This is a genomic window from Morganella psychrotolerans, from assembly GCF_965118875.1.
GTDB lineage: Bacteria > Pseudomonadota > Gammaproteobacteria > Enterobacterales > Enterobacteriaceae > Morganella > Morganella psychrotolerans_C.
This window is the reverse complement of sequence record NZ_CBCPJD010000007.1, coordinates 117,239-135,398: the sequence shown is the minus strand read 5'-3', so window position 1 is coordinate 135,398 and position 18,160 is coordinate 117,239. Positions and strand designations below refer to the sequence as shown.

The window sequence follows — 18,160 nt, the reverse complement described above, 5'->3', positions numbered from 1 at the left end:
AATACATAAACACGATGGAAAGCCGCACACTCACTTCGCTGGAACATGTTGTTGCTTTAGGCGGGGGTCATGGCCTGGGTCGGGTGATGTCCTGCCTTAATGTTCTGGGATCGCGGTTAACCGGTGTGGTGACAACGACAGACAACGGCGGATCCACCGGGCGTATCCGCCGTGCTGAGGGCGGAATTGCGTGGGGTGATATGCGTAACTGCCTGAATCAGATGATAACTGAGCCTTCTATTGCCTCGACAATGTTTGAGTACCGTTTCAGCGGTAACGGTGAGCTGTCAGGGCACAATCTCGGGAATCTTATTCTCAAAGCCCTCGATAACATGAGTGTACGCCCGCTGGATGCTATTAACCTCATCCGTAATATGCTGAAAGTAAGGGCGAAGCTTATCCCGATGTCAGAAACACCGGTTGATTTGATGGCTATTGATAATGAAGGCAATGAAGTTTACGGTGAAGTGAATGTTGATCAATTGCGCTTTCCGCCACAGGAATTACAGCTTTTCCCGTCAGTCAAAGCCACTAAAGAAGCACTGGATGCCATCAGCCGTGCTGATCTGATCATTATCGGGCCGGGCAGTTTTTTTACCAGCCTGATGCCGCTGATGCTGCTGCCCGATTTTACCAAAGCCATTAATTTCAATCAGGCACCGATGATCTATATTGAGAACCTGGGTAAAGAGCTCAGCCAGGCTGCGGCGTCACTCTCCCTGAGTGAAAAAATTGCTGTTATCGAGCGCCGTATCGGGCGCCCGCGTATTGATGCCATTCTCTGTGCGCCGCATATTGATACCAGCGATGTCCGCGACCGGCTGATAGTCAAGGAAGTACTGGAAGCGAAAGATGTGCCGTACCGCCATGACCGTCAGTTGCTGTCGGATGCACTGAACAAAACTATCAGCCTGCTGCCGTGATCAGGAATTGGCAATAAACAGCATACGCAGAGCCTGTAGCTGATCACGCACTTCACCCGCCAGCTCAAACTCCAGATCCTGTGCATGCCGGTACATCTGAGTTTCCAGCTCCTGAATTTTAAGTTCCAGTTCTTTCGGTGACAGGCGCTGGTAATCCTGTGTATCCGCCGCTTTCCCCTTCCCTTTACCTTTATTTTTGGCCCCCGCCGATCCCTGACCAATTTTAAGAATATCGCCGACTTTCTTATTCAGCCCGGTCGGCACAATACCGTGTTCTTTATTAAACTCGATCTGCTTCTCACGGCGGCGATCGGTTTCTTCAATCGCTTTCGCCATAGATGCTGTAATTTTATCACCGTAGAGGATCGCTTTGCCGTGCAGGTTACGGGCAGCACGTCCGATGGTCTGAATGAGCGAGCGCTCGGAGCGCAGGAACCCTTCTTTATCCGCATCCAGAATCGCCACCAGCGAGACTTCAGGGATATCCAGCCCTTCACGCAGCAGGTTTATCCCCACCAGCACATCAAACTCACCCAGGCGCAGGTCACGGATGATTTCCACGCGCTCGACAGTATCAATGTCCGAGTGGAGATAGCGCACCCGCTCGCCATGCTCTTCCAGGTATTCAGTCAGATCTTCCGCCATCCGTTTAGTCAGTGTGGTAACCAGCACTCGCTCATTTTTCACGGCCCTTATACGGATTTCTGACAATAAATCATCCACCTGGGTGGTGACCGGACGCACTTCAATTATCGGGTCAAGCAGCCCGGTAGGGCGAACAACCTGCTCCACCACATCAGTGCCGCATTTTTCTGCTTCGTATTTTCCGGGTGTCGCGGAGACATAAATACTCTGCGGCGCAAGTGCTTCAAACTCTTCAAAGCGCATCGGGCGGTTATCCAGCGCCGACGGCAGACGAAAACCGTACTCCACCAGCGTTTCTTTACGCGAGCGGTCGCCTTTATACATCCCGCCAATCTGCGGAATAGTAACGTGAGATTCATCAATCACCAGCAGACCGTCTGCCGGCAGATAGTCAAACAGTGTCGGCGGCGATTCCCCCGTCTTGCGCCCGGAGAGATAGCGCGAATAGTTTTCAATGCCTGAGCAGTAACCCAGCTCATTCATCATTTCCAGATCAAACTGTGTCCGCTGTGATAACCGCTGTTCTTCCACCAATTTATGATTTTCGATCAGAACTTTGCGCCGGTCCGCCAGCTCAACTTTAATGCCTTCCATAGCATCAACAATGCGTTCGCGCGGGGTCACATAGTGTGTTTTCGGGTACACAGTATAGCGTGGCACGCCGTAATGAATATGCCCGGTCAGCGGATCAAACAGGGAGAGGCGCTCAACTTCATCATCAAACAGCTCCACACGCAGCGCATAATCATCCGATTCCGCCGGAAAGATGTCGATCACTTCACCGCGTACGCGGAATGTCCCGCGCTGGAAAGCCTGATCGTTGCGGGTGTACTGAATATCAGACAAGCGGTGCAGGATCGAGCGCTGATCAATGATCATCCCTTCAGAGAGATGCAGCATCATTTTCAGGTAGCTGTCAGGGTCGCCCAGCCCGTAAATCGCCGAAACAGACGCGACCACGACAACATCACGGCGCTCCAGCAGAGCTTTAGTTGCAGAAAGACGCATTTGCTCGATGTGTTCATTGACCGATGCATCTTTCTCGATAAAGGTATCCGAGCTGGGTACATAGGCTTCCGGCTGATAATAATCATAGTAAGAAACAAAATACTCCACCGCATTCTCAGGAAAAAAATCTTTGAGTTCGCTGTAAAGCTGCGCCGCAAGGGTTTTGTTCGGCGCCATAATCATGGTCGGGCGGTTGAGTGTGGCAATCACATTGGCAATGGTGAACGTTTTCCCGGAACCGGTCACGCCCAGCAGTGTCTGATGCGCCAGTCCGTCTTCCAGACCTTCCACCAGCTTTGCAATTGCCTCCGGCTGGTCACCGGCCGGTTTAAAGTCAGAATGCAGTTTAAATTGTTTGCTCATGAGCTCCCCTGCCCGAATCCTGCGCGAATAGGGAGACTATGATACTGGATAAAAAACCAGCTTCAAGCCCCGGTATAAAAAATCCGTAATTTTGTTATTTTTTGCTTGCAAAACCCCGGAAAATTATATTGCTCAGACACAGTTATCCCCAAAAAAAACCTCTTGCAATTTTAAAATATGCTGAATTTTGATGCACCATTAACCAGTCGTTATTTTTCCCGCGGAACCGCTCTTGCTTTTATTTATCTTATTGTAATTTAACAATAAATCACAAAAGCCCGATTTTACAACAATGTCAGTGAAAGCCGCGTATTTGCAAGGTCGGCGTGAGTTTTCTAAAGTTAATGCACAGGGTTATCCACAGAAATGGTGGATAACTTAATAAAGTCGTTTGGGAATGGGTGCTTGCGTGACATCGTGACTTCATAAAACTGTCACTTTCAGCACAATCTGAAAATATATTTCAGGATTTTTTCCTGATTAAAAACTACCGGACGGAAGATTAACCGTGATCCCGGCAGGATCCGCCCGGTGACAGCAGAACCGGGAGTTATACCTCCGGCAGACAAATATTCATGTAGCCCGATAAATCATACTGCAGCGGATCAGGAAGATGCGGCAGCTTACCCATGCAAGGAGCAGGGATAAGCCGCGTGAGCGTCTCCAGATATTGCGTCTGATAAGCACCCGGTGGTGTGACTTCATTTGCCACCCAGCCCGCCAGCCGCAGCCCTGCCTGCTGTATCGCCTGTACTGTCAGCAGCGCGTGGTTAATACAGCCGAGCTTCACACCCACCACTAAAATAACCGGCATCTGCATCTGTATTGCCCAATCCGCATAGGTCTGAGTCTGTGAGAGCGGCGTAAACCAGCCCCCCGCGCCTTCTGTTAACACCCAGTCAGCCCGCTGATTCAGTGCATATAATCCGGCGGTCATTACGGCAAAATCAACCGGCGTTTGCGTCAGCTCACTAACAATGTGCGGTGACGTCGGCTCTGCAAAGGTGTACGGGTTTATCTCTTCATAACTGACCGGTACCACTGTATTACGCCACAACGCCAGTGCATCACTGTTACGCAGCCCGTCAGCCGTCATTTCACTGCCGGATGCAACCGGTTTGTACCCCGCGCAGCGGAATCCCTGTTTCTTTGCTGCCTGTAACAGTGCACAACTGACCACCGTTTTTCCGGCATCTGTATCTGTGCCGGTTAAAAACCAATTATTTTTCAACATGAATAACTCCGTACTGAATACTGTAACTGAGCGGGTATGCCCCGTTTTCTGCCGGATAGTGCGCCGCAAGCTGTGCCAGCTTATTGCGCGTCATCAGCCCGGCGCTTCGCCCCTGATGTACACGCGTCGCACCAATTCCCTTGAGTGAGTGTAATAGTGCAGGCAGAGATGAAAAGGTAAGCCGGTATTGCACTTCAGACAGAGTATGATGATATGGCAGACAGGCAGCCCGGATAGCATCCCTGCTCAGAAAGCCGTTGGCGTGGCGCGCGCTGTCAACACAGGAAAATGCCTGATTAAGCTCGGCTAATGAGCCGGTGCTGAGGGTGGAAAATGCCACCGTGCCACCCGCACGCGTAACACGAAACAACCCGGCCAGTGCGGCGCTCAGGGAATCACACCATTGCACCGCAAGATTACTGAAACAGAAATCAAACTGATTATCCGCAAACGGCAGCTGTTCAATATCGCCCTGAACATAACAGCTTGCGCGTTGCTGCGCGCGGGCGTGTGCCAGCATTGCCGGTGACAGATCAAACGCGGTGATCGATCCGCACTCCGCTTTCCATTGCTCACTGAGAAAACCTGTGCCGCACCCGGCATCCAGCCCGTGCAACTGTGTCAGTGATTGCGGACAGAGCCTTTGTTTCGTCAGGCTGTACAGGTGTTTCCCGGTCTGCTGCTGGAGATGTGCGACAGCATCATATTGCCCCGCCGCACGCCCGAATGCGGCGGCAACCGCCGCTTTATTCACCGGGACGATATTGACAGCAGAATGCATCCAGCGCCTCCGTAAGTAAGGTGATATCCGCTTTCTGATGGGCGCTGGTGATTGTGATACGCAAGCGCGCTGTGCCCGGCGGCACTGTTGGCGGGCGGATAGCTTTCACCCACAAGCCGCGCGCCTGCAAATAGTGCGAGAGTGCCAGCGCTGTGGCATTATCCCCGGCGATCAGCGGCTGGATAGCGGAAGATGACGGCAACAGTTGCAAAGGCAGATGTGCCGCCTGCTGACGGAAAGTACGGATATTGTCTGCAAGCTGTTCGCGCAAAAGATCACCACACTGAATTTCCTGAATTGCCGCATACAGCGCACAGGCCTGGGCGGCAGGAAATGTGGTGCTGTAGATAAGATGGCGGGCATATTGTGTCAGGTAATCCGCCGTCTGCGCATTGCACAGCACGGCAGCACCGCTGACACCGACCGCTTTGCCGAAGGTGACAATCAGGATATCCGGATGTATCCCGGCGGCATCACAGGATCCTCTGCCCTCTGCGCCGCAAACACCAATTCCGTGCGCATCATCTGCCATCAGCCAGCTATTGTGCTGCCGGGTGAGTGTGCCGATCTCACGCAGTGGTGCCGTGTCCCCGTCCATGCTGAAGATCCCTTCCGTGATCACCAGCGTTTTGCCGCTCTTGTGCTGAGTCCGGCTCAGCCGGGTGCTCAGATGGGCGGTATCATTATGATGAAACCGGGTAAATTCAGCCGGTGAATGCATCGCGGCTTCCATGATTGATGCATGCGCGAGTTTGTCACAAATCAGATGATCGCCGGCCTGCATCAGTGCGGTGATCACCGCCTGGTTTGCGCTGAACCCGGAGACAAACAAAATTGCCCGGTCAAATCCCAGCCAGTCTGCCAGCATCTGTTCCAGTGACTGATGTGCAGTTGTGTAGCCGGTGACATGTCCGGAGCCGCCGGAGCCGATACCAAATTGTGCCGTGCCGTCGCACCAGGCGCGGATCACTGCCGGATGGCGGCTCAGACCGAGATAATCATTGCCGGAAAAATTAATCACCCGCCGGTCATTTATGAGGACTGTCCGCCCGTCTGCGCCGCTGTTGGCTTCGCGCACACGCACGGCGTCCTGCTGGTGCGCCTGCTTCAGGCGATCAGAAAGAAAAGTTTGCCACATAATTATTGTGCCGTTCAGAGTGCTGCGTTGTAAAACTGCGGTTCGTCGCTGTGGATGATGGCGTCCAGCAGGCTTGCGCTCTGCTCCTGATCACCCAGCTCAACATGGATCGCTTCGCGTTTGATCCCCAGTTTGCGGAATAACTGAATATCGGTATTTTCTTCGGGATTGGTGGTGGTGAGCAGTTTGCAGCCGTAAAAAATGGAATTAGCCCCTGCCATAAAACAGAGCGCCTGGGTCTGTTCATTCATCAGTTCGCGCCCGGCGGACAGACGGACATGAGAGTGCGGCATCATTATCCTTGCGGCGGCAATAGTGCGGACAAAATCAAACGGATCAACCTCTTCGTTATCTTCAAACGGCGTTCCTTTAATTTTCGCCAGCATGTTGATCGGCACACTTTCCGGGGCTTTTGGCAGATTTGCCAGCTGAACCAGCATTGCCGCGCGGTCACGCACATCCTCGCCCAGCCCTAAAATGCCGCCGGAGCAGACTTTTATCCCGGCATCACGCACATTGTCCAGGGTATCCAGCCGATCCTGATATGTGCGGGTGGTGACGATGGAGCCGTAAAATTCCGGCGAGGTATCGAGATTATGATTGTAATAATCCAGCCCGGCCTCTGCCAGACGTGCAGCCTGCGAATCATTGAGCATTCCGAGAGTCATGCAGGTTTCCATTCCCAGCGCACGGACTTCCCGCACCATGGTTTCCAGATACGGCATATCGCGCTCATGCGGATTTTTCCACGCCGCCCCCATGCAAAACCGTGTTGAACCGGCAGCTCTGGCTTTGCGCGCAGTTTCCACCACCTGCTCTACTTCCATCAGACGCTCTTTTTCCAGCCCGGTTTTGTATCGCGCACTCTGCGCGCAATATTTACAATCTTCCGGACAGGCACCGGTTTTAATAGAAAGCAACGTACTGATTTGTACCTTTTGCGGGTCAAAATGCTGACGATGGATTGTCTGTGCTTCAAACAACAATTCAAAAAAAGGCTTTTCAAACAAGTCTTTGGCTTCTTTTAATGTCCACTGACGACGATGACTCATAACGGCAACTCCCAATAAAAAAGTGTTGCCAGTTTAAATATCATCATTATCATGTCAACTATATTTGAATTGAATTGGTTTACATGATGACATTGACGCCCCATTTCCCGGAGAACATCTGGTCAGATGATGATGCTGATTTTGACCAAAAACATATCTGGCACCCTTATACATCAATGAGTAACCCGCTTCCGGTCTATCCGGTTGCATCGGCACGAGGTGCAATACTGACGCTTGAAGACGGGCGCGAACTGGTTGACGGCATGTCCTCCTGGTGGGCCGCAATCCACGGCTATAATCATCCGGAACTTAATGACGCCGTCACAGCGCAACTGTCACAGATGTCACATGTGATGTTCGGCGGGATAACGCATTCACCCGCAGTTGCCCTGTGCCGCCGCCTGGTGGCAATCACACCTGCGCCGCTGGAGTGTGTGTTTTTAGCCGACTCCGGCTCTGTCGCCGTGGAAGTGGCACTGAAAATGGCACTGCAATACTGGCAGGCACGCGGTGAAAAGCGTCACCGCTTTGTGACCCCGCGCCACGGCTATCACGGCGACACATTCGGCGCGATGTCGGTGTGCGACCCGGAAAATTCGATGCACGACCTCTGGCAGGGCTATCTGCCAAATCACCTGTTTGCTGATGCACCGCAGTGCGAATTTTACGATGAGTGGAACAGTGACGATCTCATCTCTATGGAAACGCTGCTGGCAGCACATCACAGGGATGTGGCGGCGGTTATTCTGGAGCCGGTTGTTCAGGGTGCGGGCGGCATGCGTTTTTACCATCCGCAATACCTGAAAGGAGTTAGAAGCCTGTGTGATCACTACAATATCCTGCTGATTGCCGACGAGATAGCCACCGGTTTTGGTCGTACCGGCAAATTATTCGCCTGTGAACATGCCGGAATATCACCGGACATTATGTGTCTTGGCAAAGCGATTACCGGGGGTTATATGACTCTCTCTGCCACACTCACCACCCGTCATATCGCAGACACCATCAGTCAGGGAGATGCGGGCTGCTTTATGCACGGTCCGACCTTTATGGGCAACCCGCTCGCCTGCGCCACAGCGGTCGCCAGCATTGATCTGCTGCTGTCGGGGAATTGGGCTGAGCGCGTTGCAGAGATTGAAACACAACTGAAAGCCGCCCTGCTGCGACTGAAAACACGCAGCGGTATTCGTGATGTCCGGGTGCTGGGGGCGATCGGCGTCATTGAAACAGAAAAACCGGTCAGTATGGGGGAATTACAGCGCAGATTTGTTGATGCGGGAGTGTGGCTCCGTCCGTTCGGGCGTCTGATCTATCTTATGCCGCCATATATCATCACCGATGAACAGTTGCAAAAACTCACTCAGGCAATTGATTTGGTTACTGTCTAAATCAAAATATATCTGTTCATTGGCTACTCTGTAGTCAATGTAAATGGCGATAACGGGCAAAAACGAAAAGCATCTGCGCCATGGATGTATTTACAGCATCTTTTCGTTTTTGCCCGTTATCAGCCCCGTCCCGGAAGTATTGTCCGGCTGAAGTCAAGACCTTACTTCAGTGCCAGTACAGTGACCCACATCGGTCCCTGTCCCGCCGGGTAGCGCGCCTGCAAATGTAATTTACCGGTGATCGCATCAATTCGTGAAACTGACACATGATGAGAAAGCTGACCGGTTGAAATAAGGAATTTCCCACTCTTATCCACCGCAAAACCGCGCGGCTGCGTTTCAGTCGGATAGACACCCGCCAGTTGCAGATGCCCGCCATCATCAGAGACGCGATAGTGATTAATCACACTCGTGGTGCGCTCGCAGGTATATAAATGGTGTCCGTCCGGGGTTATGTGGATATCAGCCGCCCAGCGGCGTCCCTGATACTCATCTGTCATCAGATCAACAGACTGAATTTCACGCACTTTTATCCATTCACGATAGACATTCACCGTGGCATTCAATTCATTAAGGCAATACGCAACATGTTTTTCCGGATGGAACGCCATATGGCGCGGACCCGCACCGGCTGCGACCGTCAGCATATCCGCGCGACGCTCCGTTAACCGACCATCATCCTCAATCGTGTAAGTGCGGATATGATCCTCACCCAGACACGGAACAAACAGCGTGCGCCCATCCTGTGCAATATTGGCGGAGTGCGGGTTTTTCAGCCCTTCAATTATCTGCACCGGTACAGCCGGGATACCGTCTGCACCGACAGGCAGCACCGCCAGAGTCCCCTGATGGTAAGAAGCCGCATACAGCATGCGCCCGGTATTATCTGTTGTAATATAAGCGGCAGTGCCGGGAAGCGGGGTCAGCCCGGTTTGTGTCAGCTGACCATCTGCTGCAATCGTGTAAGTTACCACCGCATTCGCCGGTTTGACCGCCGCATAAAGGTAACGACCATCAGGGCTGGTTATCAGCGGCTGCACCTGATCGGGGGTTACTATCGTCTGCAACAGTGATAAATCACCGTTTTCATTCATCTGCCAGACATGAATATGATGACTCTCAGTGCTGGCAACATAAACCACCTGCTTCATTTGCGCTCCTTAATTCTCATGACTTACTTATTTAGTTTTTAACAACCTGATTTGTAATAAAAAACATAAGCCTATCTGTATAATAATACCGCACTTAGCGTTTATCACGAAACAATTAACATGCTATATTACAGTTATCTCCGCCCGGACTCATTCGGGATACCGTCAGGGGGCAGCCAGGCCGCCTGCGCTGTCATGATCCGGTTCTGATAATCACACAAGGGGCACCCTGCTATGTCTTATCGCGTCATCGCTTTTGATCTCGATGGTACACTTCTCAATCCGGATAAACACATTTTACAGGAATCCCTGGATGCCATCACTGAGGCCCGCCGTGCCGGTGTGCAGGTGCTGATCGTCACCGGTCGTCACCATGTGGCTATCCATCCGTTTTACCAGACATTACAGCTCGATACCCCGGCGATCTGTTGTAACGGCACCTATCTTTATGATTATCATGCCCGCCGGGTGTTAGCCTCCGACCCGATGAGTGTCAGTGAATCCCGCCTGTTGCTGGAACGCCTGGCCGAAACGGATATTGAGCATCTGATGTATGTGTCTGATGCCATGTTATATCACACTGACAGCAGCACCATTGAGCGCACGCTGAACTGGTCTGCGACGCTGCCCGAACATCAGCGCCCGGTCATGCGTAAAGTGGATAACTTTATTGATGAGCTGACCCGTACTGACACCATATGGAAATTCGCCACCTGCTCTGATGATCTGAACAAGCTGCGCGATTTTACCGATACAGTGGAAGCAGAATTAGGGCTGTCCTGCGAATGGTCGTGGATCAATCAGGTGGATATCGCCCGGCGCGGTAACAGTAAAGGCCGCCGTTTGCAGGAGTGGGTGGAATCACAAGGGCTGTCCATGAGCGACGTGATGGCATTCGGTGATAATCATAATGATATCAGTATGCTGGAAAATGCAGGATTGGGTGTAGCGATGGGAAATGCCGGTGATGATGTAAAAGCACATGCGGATCTTGTGACTCTGGATAATACCCGCCCGGGCATTGCACAGGTTATCCGTCAGCATATTCTGAGCTGATACGGTTTGTTTCCGGGGATGATTTATTTCCGGGAACAATTTATTATCTGATTATTATTTTTGGCAACGAAAGCGCCTTCTGACTGAAGGCGTTATTATTTTATATTAATTCAATAACAGATAATCTCGTTATTTATATTTATCAAACTTCCAGTTTGCCGGTTTCTTCGCAGCCGGGTCCTGATTCGGGAATTTAGTATCCTCAAGGATCAACAGAAGTTTTGCACCGTCATAGGTATAGCCACCTTCGGAATATTCATACGGGAAATTCTGCATTGAAACCACGTTATAGCCCATATTCAGCAGTTCCGGTATTTTCATTCCGCCCTGCGACCCGTCCGTTGTGCCGAGACACCAGACTTTTAAGCTTTCGATTTCAACATCTTTCACTTTTTTCAGATAGGTGTAACACATGACCTGATTCGCTGCCAGCGCCTGGCCGCCGGTAAAAATACCCAGTAATAACACAAGAAGCGCTTTTTTCATTTAATCCCTCTGATTTCGTGATAATTCCATTTTCTGAGAATACATTGTTTGAAAATACATTGCCTGAGAATATAAGTGGCTTATTTGATCCGAAAATCGGATCGTGGTTATCTGTTATAATCCTCAGGATCATCCGGTAATATATATCGCTGACAGAAAATAAATTCAATAAGAATAGGATGAATGGATACTTTATTACTGAAAATAAAAATGCGGAAATTTATTCCGCTATTTTATTTTTTCTGAATTAATTTCCGGTAAACGGATTATAACCGGCGGCTCAGAGAAACACTTTTGATCTGCGCATAAACCCATTGCCCGGGTTTGAGTTGTAAATCATCTTTTGCCCAGCCGGTGATCCGCGCCCAGATAAAGTGATTACCCACCGCCAGGCGCACGTCTGACTGTCCGTTATCGTCTTCATACATTTCTGTGATTTTTGCACGCAATATATTGCGGATACTGCTGCTTTTAGGTTTTTCCAGCGCAACAGAGACATCATCTGCGCTGATTCGCACACGCACCGCCGTATCCCGCCCGCCGTCAATATGCGGCACCCACAGAACCTGGTCGCCGATGGCGGTTGCAGTCATTGCATAGCGATCATGATGCTCCAGAATTGTCACATTAATCACACTGGAAAGACTCTCCTCACGGAGCCACGGACGCAGTGCAGAGCCTGCCCATACCTCCTCCAGCGGACCTTGTGCCAGAATACGGCCTTTATCCAGGATAACCACATCTTCCGCCAGACGCAGAATTTCATCCAGACTGTGGCTGACATACAGGATCGGGATACGGATATCCTGCGCCAATTTTTCCAGAAAAGGCAGAAGTTCACGCTTGCGGGGAAGATCAAGCGAGGCAAGCGGTTCATCCATCAACAGGATATCCGGGGCGGTCAGTAATGCGCGCCCTATCGCCACCCGCTGTTTTTCTCCGCCGGACAAGGTCATCGGCAGACGGTTTAATAAATGTCCGATACCGAGCAGTGCAACAATACTGTCAAACTGATCCGCCATTTCCGGTGCCATACCGTAGCGCAGGTTGCCCTTTATCCGGTAATGCGGAAACAGGCGGGCATCCTGAAAAACATAGCCAATTTTGCGTTTTTCCGGTGGCAGACAAATGCGTTTTTCAATATCCACCAGTGTGTGGCCGTTCAGCTCAATCCGCCCTTTTTGCGGGCGGGTCAGTCCACCTATCACATTGATAAACGAGGTTTTCCCGGCGCCGGAAAGCCCGAAAACGGCAGTTATCCGGTCGCTTGCCAGTTGCGTATTGATAACCATGGATAAATCGCCGAGCTGCTGCTCAAAATCCAGAATTAACATGCTGCCATCCCCAGTCGTTTACGCCCCCACCGGGTCAGCCATTCGGATGCCATCAGCGACGCCATTGCCAGGATAATGGCGATAACACACAGTCTTGCCGCATCCATTTCAGCTCCGGGCGTTTCAAGCAGAGAGTACATTGCCAGCGGAATAGTGCGGGTTTCTCCCGGAATATTGGATACAAACGTAATGGTTGCGCCAAACTCGCCGAGCGAGCGTGCAAACGCCAGTACCGTTCCGACAATAATCCCCGGAAGCGACAGCGGCAGTGTAATGGTAAAAAAGACACGCAATGGTGAAGCACCCAGTGTCCGTGCCGCCTGTTCGAGCCGCATATCCACGGCCTCCAGCGCGAGGCGGATAGCCCGGACCATTAGCGGAAAAGCAACCACAGCGGATGCCAGCGCCGCACCGCGCCAACTGAAGGTGAAACTGAAACCAAACCAGTTATAGAGCCATTCACCGATAAATCCTTTGCGCCCCATACTGATTAGCAACAGATAACCCACTACCACCGGCGGCAACACCAGTGGTAAGTGGATAAGACTGTCTAACAGCGACTTGCCGGGAAAACGGCAGCGCACCAGCACCCATGCCATCAAAATACCGAGCGGCAAACTCACCGCCACGGCAACCGCTGACACTTTCAGGCTGAGGATGACCGCCTGCCATTCATACTCATTCAACATCGCTGTTTGTTAGTCCTTACTTTTACAGAGGGCTGAAACCGTAACGTTTGAAAATTTCTTTTGCCTGCGGTGTTTGCAGATAATCATAGAAGCCTTTCACATCCGCATTATTGTGTTCTTTAAGGATCGCTGCCGGGTATTCAACAGGCTTATGGGTATCTGCCGGGAAAATCGCGACCACTTTTACTTTATCACTTGCCACTGCATCAGAGCCGTAAACAATCCCCAGAGGTGCTTCACCGCGCTCAACGAGTGCCATGCCACTGCGCACATTATTAGTACGCGCCAGCAGCGGATCAACCATTTTCCAGGCACCTAAATTTTCCAGCGCTTCCTGTGCATAAATGCCGACCGGTACATGATCCGGATCGCCGACAGCTAAACGCCCGCCATCCAGTAATTTAACCCAGTCAGTCTGTTTATTAATATCGATTTTATCAATTTTACTGTCTTTCGCGGCAATCAGCACCAGTTCGTTACCCAGCAGTGTTTTGCGGGTGTCATTCACGATGAGATTTTTTTCCTGCGCGTAATTCATCCACTTTTGATCCGCAGAAATAAAAATATCTGCCGGTGCGCCGTTTTCAATCTGACGTGCCAGCGTTGAAGAAGAAGCATAAGAGGCAACAACCTCACCTTTCTTCTCCTGCTTATATTTTGCCGAGATCTCATCAACAGCATTGGTCAGCGATGCCGCAGCAAAAACAACCACTTTTTCCGCCGCCCACGCCTGACTCATCATTGCCGCAGAGATAACAACACCGGCAAGTAACTTACTGAACTGTTTTTTCATTTTTTCCACCAGGATAAATTAGGATTAACCCGTTGTATATAACAAGATACAGCGGAAAATGAAAGAGTGTTTATCGCACTATCGTCAGTTAAGCCGGAAACTTTACGAAAAATGGGGGGTTACGCAAAAAATGAGAGGAGTGACAGAATAAAAACGGACTACCCGCGATCGCAGGTAATCCTGAATAAGGTATAATTAATGCTGCTTTCCGTGGCGATCGCCTTTTGAAATCAGGTTGAAAATTTCACCTAATCCCCAAATTAAAGCGCCCAGCCCTACCATGACAACAGGCACCATTAACAGTGCGAAACCTAAACTTTTAATCAACTCAAACATAGTGATAAATCTCTTTGCATCGGGCGAAAAGGATATTCAACAGCATACTAAAGTATGACAAGTATATAATAGCGTCATAATCGTTATCATTCTATACAAATCATCCCTGCGACGGCATAGCGATTCGTGCGGTCTATGACTGTGTAAAATACACAACAGCCACAATAACCGCCGCTGCAAGCAGCATTCCAATTACTTTTCCGGCACCACTTTTAGGTTTTGCCACAATATCGCTGATATTACCGGCAGGCTGTGCAATGGTTTTTACTGCATTAACAGGTGCCGCAGCCGGTTCATCTTCTTCCTGATATAACGCCTGCATATAAAGGAAAAGCATCTTAACGAAACGACTGTTCAACGATAATGATTGCCCGTCCCCGCCGACCACACAGAGCGTATAATCGATTTTTCCGGATAATCCCAGCAAAAAAGCGCCCGGCAGCCAGGTGTAATCCCGTTCTCCCGATGCCATCTCTTTTTCAATGTCCGCCGGAGCATCATCACTGCCGTCATCCCGCATATAGGCAAATAAACGCGGCTCTTCGTCATCGTCTCCCTGAGAAAATGCCAGCCCGACCTGTCCGCCTGACTCAGCTCCCTGAGATTCAACCCAGAATGTCTGTTCTGCCAGCGCCCGCGCAAAAACTTCTGTGCTGTCACCATCGCCTTCCGGGGAATCTTTTACCGCCTGGTGGAGACTGAATAAGATATTCTGCATAGAGATACCGCCCTGAATAATAGATAATAGCCATACCCTTATTCATTCAAACTGCAGGTTCGTTGACTGCATCCTGAATGACGTCGGGTGTATACCATATCTGCTTTCATCCGAATTATAAATTCTTATCTGAAATGAGCGGTCATAATAACGACCATAATCGCTAATGAAAAAAACAGGCGATTTGCTAGAATAGCAGACGATCAATACCGCACCGGACGGACATTCTGCCCGGATTTCCTGCCTGAATAATATACAAGGTATTTTACATTGGATATTTTACTAACGCTGAAATTACAGGGTAATTTATTTGCCGATCCACGGCGGATTGCATTACTCAAACAGGTCAGAGCGACCGGATCCATCAGTCAGGGAGCAAAACTCGCCGGTATCAGCTATAAAAGTGCGTGGGATGCCATCAATGAAATGAATCAGTTATCTGAGGAAACCATTGTTGACCGCGCAACAGGCGGGAAAGGCGGCGGCGGTGCAACACTTACGCGCTATGGTGAGCGCTTACTTCAGTTATATGATCTGCTGGCACAGATCCAGCAAAAGGCCTTTGATGTGCTGAAAGAGGATAATCTCCCTCTCGACAGCCTGCTGGCGGCTATTTCCCGCTTTTCATTACAGACCAGCGCACGCAATCAGTTTTTCGGCACCATTGTGTCGCGTAATCACTCTCACGTTCAGCAACATGTCAATGTTCTGCTGGCGGATAAAAAAACGGAGCTGGCTGTTGCACTGACAGAACAGAGCGCCAACCGGCTGGGGCTTTCCGTGGGTAAGGAAGTACTTACTCTGATTAAAGCGCCGTGGGTAAAAATAAGTAAGTCCGGCGATATCAGTGCGGAGTTTGATAACCGGCTCACCGGCAAAATAGACTCCATTGCCCGCGGGGCGGAAAACAGTGAAATTCTGGTCACACTGACCGGCGGCGCGCATCTGTGCTCAACGCTGGATAACCCGGAAGTCAGCCGTCAGCAGCTCAATATCGGTGATGAGGTAACCGCCCTGTTTAATGCAGATCAGGTAATTATCGCGACACTTTGCTGATTTTTAAGATAGAAAAGCCGCCTCAGTTAATGGGCGGCTTTTTTGTCAGTGAAGACTTACTTCGCTTTTAAATCAACCTGATAAACAGCAAAACCTACATCATCGGTGCCGGTGCGGGTCATCGGATAATGGGCATTCTCTTTAATAAACTGAGTAGCTTTATCCCCCGGGGAGGTTTCGAAACGAATATTTAATGTCTTATCCGTTTTGATGGGTACAAATGTCCAGTTTTGCTCTGCCTGCGCCGATACCGCGCCTTTTGCTTTAGTTTCAGCAGCAATATACGCCGCCAGCACACTGCGGTTTTCATCAGGCGATGCAAATGCAATATGATCATCACCGGTGCCCGCAAACTTGCCGCTGTATGCACGGTAATTATTGGTTGCCACCAGGAAAACCGATTTCGGATCAATAGGTTTACCCTGATATGTCACGTTTTTAATACGATTCGCCTGCGGATTAACTGACTGACAATCAACATCATATTTAGCCGGCTGAGTCAGGTCTATCTGGTAATTGATCCCGGAAATAGTATCAAAATTATAGGTCCGGAAACCATCCCAGTTAACCAGGCTCTGCGGCGCTTCTGACTGCGGATCAATCTGGTTGAACATGCCTGCGGAGCACTCCAGCCACTCAGTAACTTCTGCGCCCGTTGCTTTCACCACCACCAGCGTATTGGGATAAAGATAGAGATCTGCCGCATTACGGAAGGTCATATCCCCTTTTTCTACTTCAACAAAATCAGCCGGTGCATTTTTACGTCCGCCCACTTTAAATGGCGCGGCGGCAGAAAGCACCGGTAAATCAGCCAGATCCGGATCACCCTGAATAAAGCGGCGGGTATAATCAGTTTGTGCATTATTCACAATCTGCACTGTCGGATCACTCTGTAACAGCGCAAGGTAGCTGTACATATTATCCGGTGATTTACCGATTAATTTACCGACAAATTCACGTGTCGCGTTATGTTGCTCATCAATAACAGATGCCAGTTTATCATCACGCGCGACCAGCGGTTTTTTATTTATTTTATCAAAGATCGGGCGCGCTTGTGCTTTAGCCTGTGTGACTTTCCAACTTCCGTCATCATTATTCAGCACCATGTCCACGACACCCAGATGATCACCCCACTGACCGGGCATCACTGCCGGAATGCCATTGACAGTGCCGTCTGTTATATTCACACCTTTAATATCCGCAAATTCTTTGCCGGGAAATACACCGTGAGAATGCCCGAACATAATGGCATTAATTCCCGGTACTTCACTGAGATAATAAACCGAGTTTTCTGCCATTGCTTTATAGGGCTCCTGCGAGAAACCCGAATGCGGAATAGCAACGATAATATCCGCACCTTCCGCTTTCATTTGCGGAACTAATTTTTTAGCCGTTTCGGTAATATCATTAACCTGTACTTTTCCTTCCAGATTTGTTTTATCCCAGATAAGAATTTGCGGCGGCACAAACCCGATATAGCCTATTTTCAGTATATGCTCTTTTCCGTCACGGTCTTTTACCGGCGTATCAACAATAATATAAGGTGTAAATACATTCTTACCGGTTTTTGCATCAATCACATTGGCATTCACATACGGAAAATCTGCGCCGCTAATGGCCTTTTTCAGATAATCCAACCCGAAATTAAATTCATGATTACCAAAGTTACCAACGGTATATCCCATGGTATTCATTAATTTATGAGCCGGATGCGCTTCACCCTTATTCAGCCCCTTATTTACCATGTAATCCGCCAACGGACTGCCCTGAATTAAATCCCCGTTATCCACTAATACTGAATTAATAACTTCATTTTTTGCCGCTTTAATCAACCCGGCGGTGCGCACCAACCCGAACTGTTCTGTCGGTTTGTCTTTAAAATAATCAAAATCAATTAAATTACTGTGAATATCAGAGGTTTCCATCACCCGTAAATCTACTGTCGCGGCATTTACTGTACCGCTGACAAGCAGCGCTAATACCGAATATTTCAATGTATTCCTGACCAT

General features: G+C 49.9%; 17 protein-coding genes. 4 read left to right on the top strand and 13 right to left on the bottom strand.

What is annotated here, in order from left to right; all coding sequences use genetic code 11:
* Window positions 1–14 precede the first annotated feature (14 nt).
* Window positions 15–923 (top strand): gluconeogenesis factor YvcK family protein, encoded by a 909-nt coding sequence (locus tag ACMHKJ_RS09815; protein WP_413493508.1) that lies wholly within the window; start codon window positions 15–17, stop codon window positions 921–923.
* On the opposite strand, the gene uvrB is transcribed toward ACMHKJ_RS09815, so the two are convergent.
* The 5 genes from uvrB to bioB all read right to left on the bottom strand — a co-directional run bounded on the left by uvrB (window position 924) and on the right by bioB (window position 7,144).
* On the bottom strand, window positions 924–2,939 hold the full coding sequence (uvrB, locus tag ACMHKJ_RS09810) for an excinuclease ABC subunit UvrB (RefSeq protein ID WP_413493506.1): 2,016 nt from the start codon (window positions 2,937–2,939) through the stop codon (window positions 924–926).
* 550 nt (window positions 2,940–3,489) lie between these two features.
* The gene (gene bioD, locus ACMHKJ_RS09805) at window positions 3,490–4,170 is read right to left on the bottom strand and encodes a dethiobiotin synthase (protein ID WP_413493578.1); all 681 of its coding nucleotides are present in this window, start codon (window positions 4,168–4,170) and stop codon (window positions 3,490–3,492) included.
* On the bottom strand, window positions 4,160–4,954 hold the full coding sequence (gene bioC, locus ACMHKJ_RS09800) for a malonyl-ACP O-methyltransferase BioC (RefSeq protein ID WP_413493505.1): 795 nt from the start codon (window positions 4,952–4,954) through the stop codon (window positions 4,160–4,162). Before bioC ends, bioD begins: the two co-directional genes overlap by 11 nt.
* Window positions 4,920–6,092: an 8-amino-7-oxononanoate synthase gene (bioF, locus tag ACMHKJ_RS09795; protein ID WP_413493503.1), complete on the bottom strand. Its 1,173-nt coding sequence runs from the start codon at window positions 6,090–6,092 to the stop codon at window positions 4,920–4,922. Before bioF ends, bioC begins: the two co-directional genes overlap by 35 nt.
* A gap of 14 nt (window positions 6,093–6,106) precedes the next feature.
* Window positions 6,107–7,144 carry a biotin synthase BioB gene (gene bioB / locus ACMHKJ_RS09790; protein ID WP_413493501.1) on the bottom strand — a complete coding sequence of 346 codons (1,038 nt, stop codon included), beginning with the start codon at window positions 7,142–7,144 and terminating at the stop codon, window positions 6,107–6,109.
* An 86-nt stretch (window positions 7,145–7,230) separates the two neighbouring features.
* Here bioB and bioA point away from each other — a divergent pair, with 86 nt between their 5' ends.
* Entirely contained in the window at window positions 7,231–8,532 is a 1,302-nt protein-coding gene (bioA, locus tag ACMHKJ_RS09785) for an adenosylmethionine--8-amino-7-oxononanoate transaminase (protein WP_413493576.1), read from the top strand.
* 161 nt (window positions 8,533–8,693) lie between these two features.
* Here bioA and pgl read toward each other — a convergent pair whose 3' ends face one another.
* Complete coding sequence (pgl, locus tag ACMHKJ_RS09780) at window positions 8,694–9,683, bottom strand: 6-phosphogluconolactonase (RefSeq protein WP_413493500.1); 990 nt, start codon at window positions 9,681–9,683, stop codon at window positions 8,694–8,696.
* A gap of 234 nt (window positions 9,684–9,917) precedes the next feature.
* On the opposite strand from pgl, the gene ACMHKJ_RS09775 reads away from it, so the two are divergent.
* Window positions 9,918–10,739: a pyridoxal phosphatase gene (locus ACMHKJ_RS09775; protein WP_413493498.1), complete on the top strand. Its 822-nt coding sequence runs from the start codon at window positions 9,918–9,920 to the stop codon at window positions 10,737–10,739.
* A gap of 129 nt (window positions 10,740–10,868) precedes the next feature.
* Here the strand turns inward: ACMHKJ_RS09775 and ACMHKJ_RS09770 are convergent, their stop codons facing one another.
* From ACMHKJ_RS09770 to ACMHKJ_RS09745, 6 genes are all read right to left on the bottom strand, one after another.
* Window positions 10,869–11,225 carry a hypothetical protein gene (locus tag ACMHKJ_RS09770; protein ID WP_150384556.1) on the bottom strand — a complete coding sequence of 119 codons (357 nt, stop codon included), beginning with the start codon at window positions 11,223–11,225 and terminating at the stop codon, window positions 10,869–10,871.
* Window positions 11,226–11,491: 266 nt separating this feature from the next.
* Entirely contained in the window at window positions 11,492–12,559 is a 1,068-nt protein-coding gene (gene modC, locus ACMHKJ_RS09765; RefSeq protein ID WP_413493495.1) for a molybdenum ABC transporter ATP-binding protein ModC, read from the bottom strand.
* Window positions 12,553–13,248: a molybdate ABC transporter permease subunit gene (gene modB, locus ACMHKJ_RS09760; protein ID WP_413493494.1), complete on the bottom strand. Its 696-nt coding sequence runs from the start codon at window positions 13,246–13,248 to the stop codon at window positions 12,553–12,555. The genes modC and modB overlap by 7 nt, the downstream gene beginning before the upstream one ends.
* Before the next feature lie 22 nt (window positions 13,249–13,270).
* Window positions 13,271–14,041, bottom strand: a complete 771-nt coding sequence (modA, locus tag ACMHKJ_RS09755) for a molybdate ABC transporter substrate-binding protein (RefSeq protein ID WP_413493492.1) — start codon at window positions 14,039–14,041, stop codon at window positions 13,271–13,273.
* A 195-nt stretch (window positions 14,042–14,236) separates the two neighbouring features.
* Complete coding sequence (locus tag ACMHKJ_RS09750; protein ID WP_413493490.1) at window positions 14,237–14,377, bottom strand: AcrZ family multidrug efflux pump-associated protein; 141 nt, start codon at window positions 14,375–14,377, stop codon at window positions 14,237–14,239.
* A 133-nt stretch (window positions 14,378–14,510) separates the two neighbouring features.
* Window positions 14,511–15,095, bottom strand: a complete 585-nt coding sequence (locus ACMHKJ_RS09745; RefSeq protein ID WP_413493488.1) for a hypothetical protein — start codon at window positions 15,093–15,095, stop codon at window positions 14,511–14,513.
* Window positions 15,096–15,365: 270 nt separating this feature from the next.
* On the opposite strand from ACMHKJ_RS09745, the gene modE reads away from it, so the two are divergent.
* On the top strand, window positions 15,366–16,151 hold the full coding sequence (gene modE / locus ACMHKJ_RS09740; protein WP_413493486.1) for a molybdenum-dependent transcriptional regulator: 786 nt from the start codon (window positions 15,366–15,368) through the stop codon (window positions 16,149–16,151).
* Between the two features lie 56 nt (window positions 16,152–16,207).
* Here the strand turns inward: modE and ACMHKJ_RS09735 are convergent, their stop codons facing one another.
* Complete coding sequence (locus ACMHKJ_RS09735) at window positions 16,208–18,160, bottom strand: bifunctional 2',3'-cyclic-nucleotide 2'-phosphodiesterase/3'-nucleotidase (RefSeq protein ID WP_413493484.1); 1,953 nt, start codon at window positions 18,158–18,160, stop codon at window positions 16,208–16,210.

Bases quoted from the DNA above. Each gene is read 5' to 3' on its own strand.
- ACMHKJ_RS09815 (WP_413493508.1), top strand. From the start codon at position 15: ATGGAAAGCCGCACACTCACTTCGCTGGAACATGTTGTTGCTTTAGGC.
- uvrB (WP_413493506.1), bottom strand. From the start codon at position 2,939: ATGAGCAAACAATTTAAACTGCATTCTGACTTTAAACCGGCCGGTGAC.
- bioC (WP_413493505.1), bottom strand. From the start codon at position 4,954: ATGCATTCTGCTGTCAATATCGTCCCGGTGAATAAAGCGGCGGTTGCC.
- bioF (WP_413493503.1), bottom strand. From the start codon at position 6,092: ATGTGGCAAACTTTTCTTTCTGATCGCCTGAAGCAGGCGCACCAGCAG.
- bioB (WP_413493501.1), bottom strand. From the start codon at position 7,144: ATGAGTCATCGTCGTCAGTGGACATTAAAAGAAGCCAAAGACTTGTTT.
- bioA (WP_413493576.1), top strand. From the start codon at position 7,231: ATGACATTGACGCCCCATTTCCCGGAGAACATCTGGTCAGATGATGAT.
- pgl (WP_413493500.1), bottom strand. From the start codon at position 9,683: ATGAAGCAGGTGGTTTATGTTGCCAGCACTGAGAGTCATCATATTCAT.
- ACMHKJ_RS09775 (WP_413493498.1), top strand. From the start codon at position 9,918: ATGTCTTATCGCGTCATCGCTTTTGATCTCGATGGTACACTTCTCAAT.
- ACMHKJ_RS09770 (WP_150384556.1), bottom strand. From the start codon at position 11,225: ATGAAAAAAGCGCTTCTTGTGTTATTACTGGGTATTTTTACCGGCGGC.
- modC (WP_413493495.1), bottom strand. From the start codon at position 12,559: ATGTTAATTCTGGATTTTGAGCAGCAGCTCGGCGATTTATCCATGGTT.
- modB (WP_413493494.1), bottom strand. From the start codon at position 13,248: ATGTTGAATGAGTATGAATGGCAGGCGGTCATCCTCAGCCTGAAAGTG.
- modA (WP_413493492.1), bottom strand. From the start codon at position 14,041: ATGAAAAAACAGTTCAGTAAGTTACTTGCCGGTGTTGTTATCTCTGCG.
- ACMHKJ_RS09750 (WP_413493490.1), bottom strand. From the start codon at position 14,377: ATGTTTGAGTTGATTAAAAGTTTAGGTTTCGCACTGTTAATGGTGCCT.
- ACMHKJ_RS09745 (WP_413493488.1), bottom strand. From the start codon at position 15,095: ATGCAGAATATCTTATTCAGTCTCCACCAGGCGGTAAAAGATTCCCCG.
- ACMHKJ_RS09735 (WP_413493484.1), bottom strand. From the start codon at position 18,160: ATGGTCAGGAATACATTGAAATATTCGGTATTAGCGCTGCTTGTCAGC.